Here is a 6,474-nt window from a genome sequence, read left to right as displayed (position 1 = left end):
GTCTGCCCCGATCCGTGGGCGCGTTTTTTATGTGACCGCGCGTTATTTTTCGAGACTATTGCCCGACCAGCCAGATTCGTGCAAGCACTTTCTAGATTTAGTGGTAATCCGTTAGGCCAACACAAGTGTCGTGTTCACAGGAGCCCCAACTTTTTCGCACGCTCAAGCAGCATTTTGACCGAAGACGGCTGCCAGCTAGTGCGGCCTCGAGGGGTGCGCTCACGCATCGATTCTAGCCGGTCGCAGATCGCCTGCAGTGTGATTTCGGGGTCCGAGCCTTTGATGGCAGCCACGATAGCCGGCAGGCGGTCATCGGTTTCGCGGCGTCCGGCGCGGCCAAGGACTTCATCTGGTAGAAACCCGTCGCGGACATAGGCTTTCACAGCACGAAGTAGGCGGCTTTGGGTCCAGTGCCGGTCGTGGGGCAGGGGGCCATTAATGATTCGCAAAACATCTTCCCAGGCCATATCCGGCCGTAGGCGTCGCACGTGGGGCACCCAATCCTGCGCGGTTTCGTTCAGGCGCTCCATGTAGCCGTCCTGTCGTGCCAGCCGCACCTTGCGCAGCGCGTCGGGGTCTTTGGTGCGAAGCCCAGGATTGCCACCAACGCGCCCTTTGGCGCGCGCAGAGGCAAGCCCGGCCTTTGTGCGCTCACGTATCAGCGCGCGCTCGAACTCGGCCGCGGCGCCCAGAACCTGCAATGTGAATTTTCCTTGAGGGGATCCGGTGTCGATCGGGTCCTGAATGGAACGAAAGAACGCTCCCTTGGCCTCCAGACGTTCGATCACCTCCAGCAAATGCGACAGAGACCGCGCAAGCCGGTCGATCCGCACAACGACCAGCGTATCGCCGCTCTGAACGCGTTCGAGCAAACGAGCGAGTACAGGACGCGCGCGATTGCCGCCTGAGGCGTGCTCTTCAAAGATCTCGGCACAGCCCGCAGTTTGCAGGGCCTCAGACTGGGGCAGGGGGGTCTGATCCTCTGTCGATACGCGGGCGTAGCCTATCAGGGGCATGAAAATCGGCCGTTTGCAATTTCATATACCGTTACTAAACGACCGTTTGTAAACGAATGCAACCGCTCTCTCTGTGGTGCTGCTCATCAAAAACCCCTTGGATTCCATACGCTGAGCGTGATCAGAGAGATCTCGCAGACCACCGCGCGCACGTGCTAAATAAGGTGTGTGGGCGCACCCTGACAAAACACTTGGGTAAAATGCAAAAGTGCCGTATTTTGCACATATGAAGCCTCAAGTATCTACACATTATGATAGTTTTGACGATCCTCTAGTGGATTCGGAGGGGCTTGAAGAGACGTCTGAGGACGACCTGTGGTCCCTGCCCGGTCCGATGGAAGTGGAGCCGGATTATCTGCCGCCCGGACCGAGGGCAGAGCTGGGTGAAACCGCAGTCCTCGACGATTGGCGGAAGGCAGAGGCGGTTAATGCCGCGCGTCTCGCCCGTGTGGCTGGTCGGATCGGCGCGTTGGACGACCGGCTGCGCCGTGGCCCGAAAGGCTGGCGGCACAGGCTCGCGCTGATGGAGGCGGCAGACCTCAGCTGGTTTGTGGGTGACCGTATTGGCCCGGATCGGCTGGCGCTCTGGATATCCATGCGCCTGTCCGGTGTGCAGGACAACACTGCAGCGCTCGCGCGTGTCGGATGGGCAGTGCGGCGTCTAACAGGCGGTCCCGGCCCAGAGGTGGACCTGTCCGCCTTCCTCGATCGCCGTGACCCCGAAAACATAGCAGGTGAAGCCGAACCCTTTGCGGATCGCGCGGGCGGTTGGCTTGACCTGATGGCGCAAGCCGTCGACCTGCACCCGATCACACGCGCCTGCATGGGGTTTCACCTCTGGAGCCTTGCGGGCCTCGGGCAACAGGGCGACCGGATGGAAGCGGCGGTTACCGCCGCACGCATTGCCGCCAGCGAAGGCCCGAATTCGAATGGGGGGGCCATCTTTGCGCCTCTGGCTATGCGCGGGGCAGGGGGGCTACGCGCCAGTGGCCCACCAGCTGAGCGCTTGGAGCGTTGGCTCGAGGGAATGGAAACAGCATGCCTGACCGCGATGCGGCACCTCGACGATATCCAGGCATGGTCAGCGCGGGCGGAAACCATGATGGCCCCGCTCTCTGGCAAGACACCACCAGCATTGCGCGCCGTGCTGGCCGAATGGCCCCTCGTCTCCGCCCCAATGGCCGAGACCCTGACCGGTGCCAGCCGCGCCGCCGTCCAGCGCAACCTCGTCTGGATGGAAGCGCGGGGTTTGATCTGCGAAGTGACCGGGCAGGGCCGGTTCCGGATGTGGCGCACCACGACCTAAGAGATGAGCGTCATCGCTCGGTATCCTGACGGGTGCGTGCCAGTCGGCCAAAGTTCCGGTAGGAGGAGGCAAAGCCCGCCGGAGCCTTGGCAATCAAGGTGCTCGAAGTTGGAGATACTCCTCGCCAGTGCGCAAGGCCGCTGTGGCCGGCGCTTCCGTGCGGTTGTGCCTTCACCATCTATGATTACTGGTGAAGGCGGCGAGCAAGACGCCCGGTATTTTGGACACTGCGCGGCCCTGTTTGTCGTTGCTGCTTTGCCTGCCCCCGTCACCGTGCAAGTCAAAGTTCACCATACTGCCGTTTGCGGCTCGGGCGAAGCGGGCGATATGGCCTTCCTCCATCGCCAGCTTCGACAGGATCTGACTCTGCAGCAACCGTGGTCTCGGGAACAGGCCGGGTCAGGCTGGGCGGCGCGCCGATTTTTTCATAGTAGCGGATGGTAAATTGCGGATCACAAGGATCGTGTGTGTTCACGAAAATATGTCCTTGAACCTCTAGCCACTAGAAGTCTTATCTAGTCAACGTGAACAGATATGTTCCCGCCATAGATTGCTGGTGGGAACCGAAAGGGTCCGACATGCTGACAAGACGACACTTCATTCAAACAACAACGGCGCTATTCTCCGCGTCTGTTTCCAGCCCTCTGTTGGCCGATACCTGGCCCACCGAGGCACAGAAGGCTGAATGGGACGCGCAAGTCACGCCGCCCGGATTCGATCCGGCCGCGTCAAACCCTTGGGGCCTACACCCGCGCTTTTTGCCCCAGCGCGTGGTTGCGAAACCCGGACTCGTGCCAGGAGACATCCATGTCGATGCGGTCGCGCGGTATCTCTATCATATCGAGGAGAGCGGGACCGCAATGCGCTACGGTGTGGCCATTGCCCGGGGCAACCTATACGAGCCTGGCGTCTACACGATCAAACGCAAGGTGAGGTGGCCGCATTGGACACCGACCCAGAACATGATCGAGCGGGATCCGGAAAACGCACGATGGGCCGACGGGATGGAACCCGGCCCCGAAAACGCTTTGGGATCACGAGCCATCTATCTGTACGTCGGAGACCGCGACACTTATCTTCGAATACACGGCACGCCCTATCCGAGAAGTATCGGCGGTCGAGCCAGTTCGGGTTGCGTGCGGATGGTCATGGCTCACATTAACGAACTTTATCCCAACGTTGAGATCGAATCGACGGCACATTTGTACTCAGCGGAGGACAGTGTCACCGCGCGAAGTTGAGTGTGGTGCGTAAGTCTGAGGCGCGTTAATGCAACGTGTGGCGCGTCCTCAAGCTTCGCGTGCCACGCAGATCGGATTACCGTTCGCCGTGCGCAACGGCAGCAGCGTCGTTTCGACCGGCCCGCTGTGTTCGTACCAATAGCAGCCGTCTTCCGGCACGAGGCGCGCGGTTGCAACATCCTGATCCGGACCAGCCATCGCAACCACGGCTTCGGGAACGTTGCCCGTCTGGTCTGCCGTGTCGTTCGGCCCTGTCGGCTGGATGGCGCATCCTGTCGTGAGAAAAAGCGCCACCGCAACCATCATTTTTTGCTTAAGCATCAAAACCTGCATCGAGTTTCCTTTCTTTTCTGTTTTTCTTCGTATCGGCTTTTCATGCCTCACGCCGTGATTGAGGCTGTCGTCGGACCGTCTAGCAAGAAAACAAACGGAAATACCACCGAACTTTGCCCTTGAAGCTCTAGCTACTGTAGGGGCTATGCCATGACAAAGCACCCGAATCCAGAGGTCCGTTCATGCCGTCCGACACCCACCCCCACGATCACGATCACGCCGAAGACGCCCAGGCAAGCGGCGGCAGTTGCTGCGGTAGCGCCGCAACGTGCGGCGACATCGCACCGACGACGCCCGCCCCAACCGGCGGGCGCAGTTTTCAGGTGTCCGGCCTCGATTGCGCCGAGGAGGTCGCGATCTTGAATAAGGTAATCGGCCCGCAGATCGGCGGGGCCGAGCATCTCGCGTTCGACGTGATCAACGGGAGGATGACCATTCTCGACAGCGCAAAGAATGTATCGGACGACGAAGTTGCGGAACTGGTCGCGAGCACCGGCATGACCGCGAAGCCGTGGAATTCCGAGAACGCGTCGGTCGACCAAGCGGCCCATCTTGCACGACAGCGGCTGTTTACGGCACTCAGCGGCGGCTTCTGGGCGGCGGGTTTTCTCTGGCACATCGTCGAGACCGGTATGGGCGGGGCGCTCGGCCTCTTCGCGGGGCACGGCGAAGCGCCGATGCCGCTGGCCGAGGCGGGGCTTTTTGCAGTTGCTATCCTATTCGGCGTTTGGCTTGTGGCACCGAAGGCATGGTCGTCCGCACGTCGGCTGTCGCCCGACATGAACCTTCTGATGGTTGTCGCAGTCGCCGGAGCCATCGGGCTCGGTGAATTCTTCGAGGCAGCGACAGTGGCTTTTTTCTTTTCGCTGTCCCTCTTTCTCGAAAGCTGGAGCGTCGGGCGCGCGCGGAACGCGGTGTCGGCGCTCCTGGATCTTGCGCCACCCACGGCGCGCGTGATCCGCGATGACGGAAGCGAGACCGACATGCCGGCGGCGCAAGTCGCCGTAGGCTCAAGCTTTATTGTACGCGGTGGCGACCGTATCCCGCTCGACGGCGAAGTGACGGGTGGCACGGGCGCGGTCGACCAGGCGCCGATCACCGGCGAAAGTGCTTTAATACCCAAAGAGGCCGGAGACGAAGTCTATGCGGGCACGATCAACGGCGAAGGTACACTAACAGTGCGCGCCACGAAGGCCGCCTCGGATACCGTCTTGGCCAAGATCATCCGCATGGTCGGCGACGCCCATGCCCGCCGCGCGCCGGTGGAACAGTGGGTTGCGAAGTTCGCCCGCATCTACACGCCTATCGTCATGGTTCTCGCCATCGCAATTGCGCTGCTGCCGCCGCTTATCTTCGGCGGAGCCTGGGATTACTGGTTCTACAATGCCCTCGTGCTGCTGGTGATCGCTTGCCCATGCGCTCTGGTCATCTCGACCCCTGTCTCCATCGTCGCAGCGCTCACCGCGTCGGCGCGGGCGGGCGTCCTCATCAAGGGCGGTGCCTATGTAGAGGCGCCGGGCAGGACCACGGCGCTGGCCATGGACAAGACCGGCACGATCACCATGGGCGAGCCGGAAGTGGCGGCGGTGCACCCGCTGGGCGGGGCTTCAGCGCAAGATCTGATGACCCTTGCCGCAGGGCTGGAGGCACGTTCGTCGCATCCTTTGGCGCGTGCCATTCTCGCGCGGGCGGAGGCCGACGGCATCAAGGTGTCCGCCGCAGAGGATACCCGAACCATTCCCGGCCGTGGGCTTGAAGGACGCATCGACGGACGGTCCATCTGGCTGGGGTCGGACCGGTTCGCCGAGGAGAAGGGTTTCGGCGGCGCCATTCCGAAGGATCTGCGGGAGCGGATCGAAGGCGCCGGCAGCACCCTTGTCGCTGTCGGCGATGAAACCGGTGTGACGGGCATTCTGGAACTGCGCGACCGCATCCGCCCTGATGCCAAAGGCATCGTGGCACAACTTCACGCGCAGGGCGTAAAGACTATCGTCATGCTGACCGGTGACAACGAGCGGACAGCGCGCGCCGTTGCCGCCGAGGTCGGTATAGACGAGGTGCGCGCCGAGCTTCTGCCCGAAGACAAGGTGACAGCCATCGAAGAACTGGTCGAAACTCATGACATGGTGGCCATGATCGGCGACGGGGTGAACGATGCACCCGCTATGGCGCGCGCGCATTATGCCATCGCGATGGGTGCTGTCGGTTCGGACGCGGCAATCGAGACGGCGGATATCGCCCTCATGACCGACGACCTCGGCAAGGTGCCTTGGCTGATCGGTCATTCGCGCCGGACAATGTCGATTATCCATCAGAACATCGGTATTTCCTTGGCAACCAAGGGAGTTTTCGTTGTCGCTACCGCGTTCGGAATGGCCTCGATGTGGGGCGCTATTGCAGCCGACGTGGGTGTGTCATTGCTGGTGGTGGCGAACGCCCTGCGCCTGCTCAACAGCCAAGAGGCCAAGGCACCGCCGTCCGGTGGCGAGCAGGTTGGGCCACAGATGGCAAAGGCCGCGCTTGCCCACGGACATTGATCACGCAGCATTTGCAAGGTAACATAATGTCCATATCAGAC

General features: G+C 61.6%; 5 protein-coding genes. 3 read left to right on the top strand and 2 right to left on the bottom strand.

Annotation, left to right across the window (positions count from 1 at the left end):
* Positions 1-134: 134 nt before the first annotated feature.
* Positions 135-1,016, bottom strand: a complete 882-nt coding sequence (locus JZI28_RS22555) for a recombinase family protein (protein ID WP_058239101.1) — start codon at positions 1,014-1,016, stop codon at positions 135-137.
* Between the two features lie 226 nt (positions 1,017-1,242).
* On the opposite strand from JZI28_RS22555, the gene JZI28_RS22550 reads away from it, so the two are divergent.
* Entirely contained in the window at positions 1,243-2,322 is a 1,080-nt protein-coding gene (locus tag JZI28_RS22550; protein WP_009807967.1) for a hypothetical protein, read from the top strand.
* A gap of 578 nt (positions 2,323-2,900) precedes the next feature.
* Entirely contained in the window at positions 2,901-3,563 is a 663-nt protein-coding gene (locus JZI28_RS22545) for a L,D-transpeptidase (protein WP_009807969.1), read from the top strand.
* A gap of 48 nt (positions 3,564-3,611) precedes the next feature.
* On the opposite strand, the gene JZI28_RS22540 is transcribed toward JZI28_RS22545, so the two are convergent.
* A complete protein-coding gene (locus tag JZI28_RS22540; protein WP_009807970.1) occupies positions 3,612-3,896 on the bottom strand; it encodes a hypothetical protein in 285 nt (94 codons plus the stop codon).
* Positions 3,897-4,078: 182 nt separating this feature from the next.
* On the opposite strand from JZI28_RS22540, the gene JZI28_RS22535 reads away from it, so the two are divergent.
* Complete coding sequence (locus JZI28_RS22535; RefSeq protein ID WP_009807971.1) at positions 4,079-6,433, top strand: cation-translocating P-type ATPase; 2,355 nt, start codon at positions 4,079-4,081, stop codon at positions 6,431-6,433.
* The last annotated feature ends 41 nt before the right edge of the window (positions 6,434-6,474 follow it).

Origin of the sequence: Pseudophaeobacter sp. TrK17, assembly GCF_042192375.1 — a bacterium.
In the GTDB taxonomy this organism is placed as follows: domain Bacteria; phylum Pseudomonadota; class Alphaproteobacteria; order Rhodobacterales; family Rhodobacteraceae; genus Pseudophaeobacter.
The sequence above is the reverse complement of the archived record's forward strand: the minus strand, read 5'-3'. Positions and strand labels throughout refer to the sequence as shown.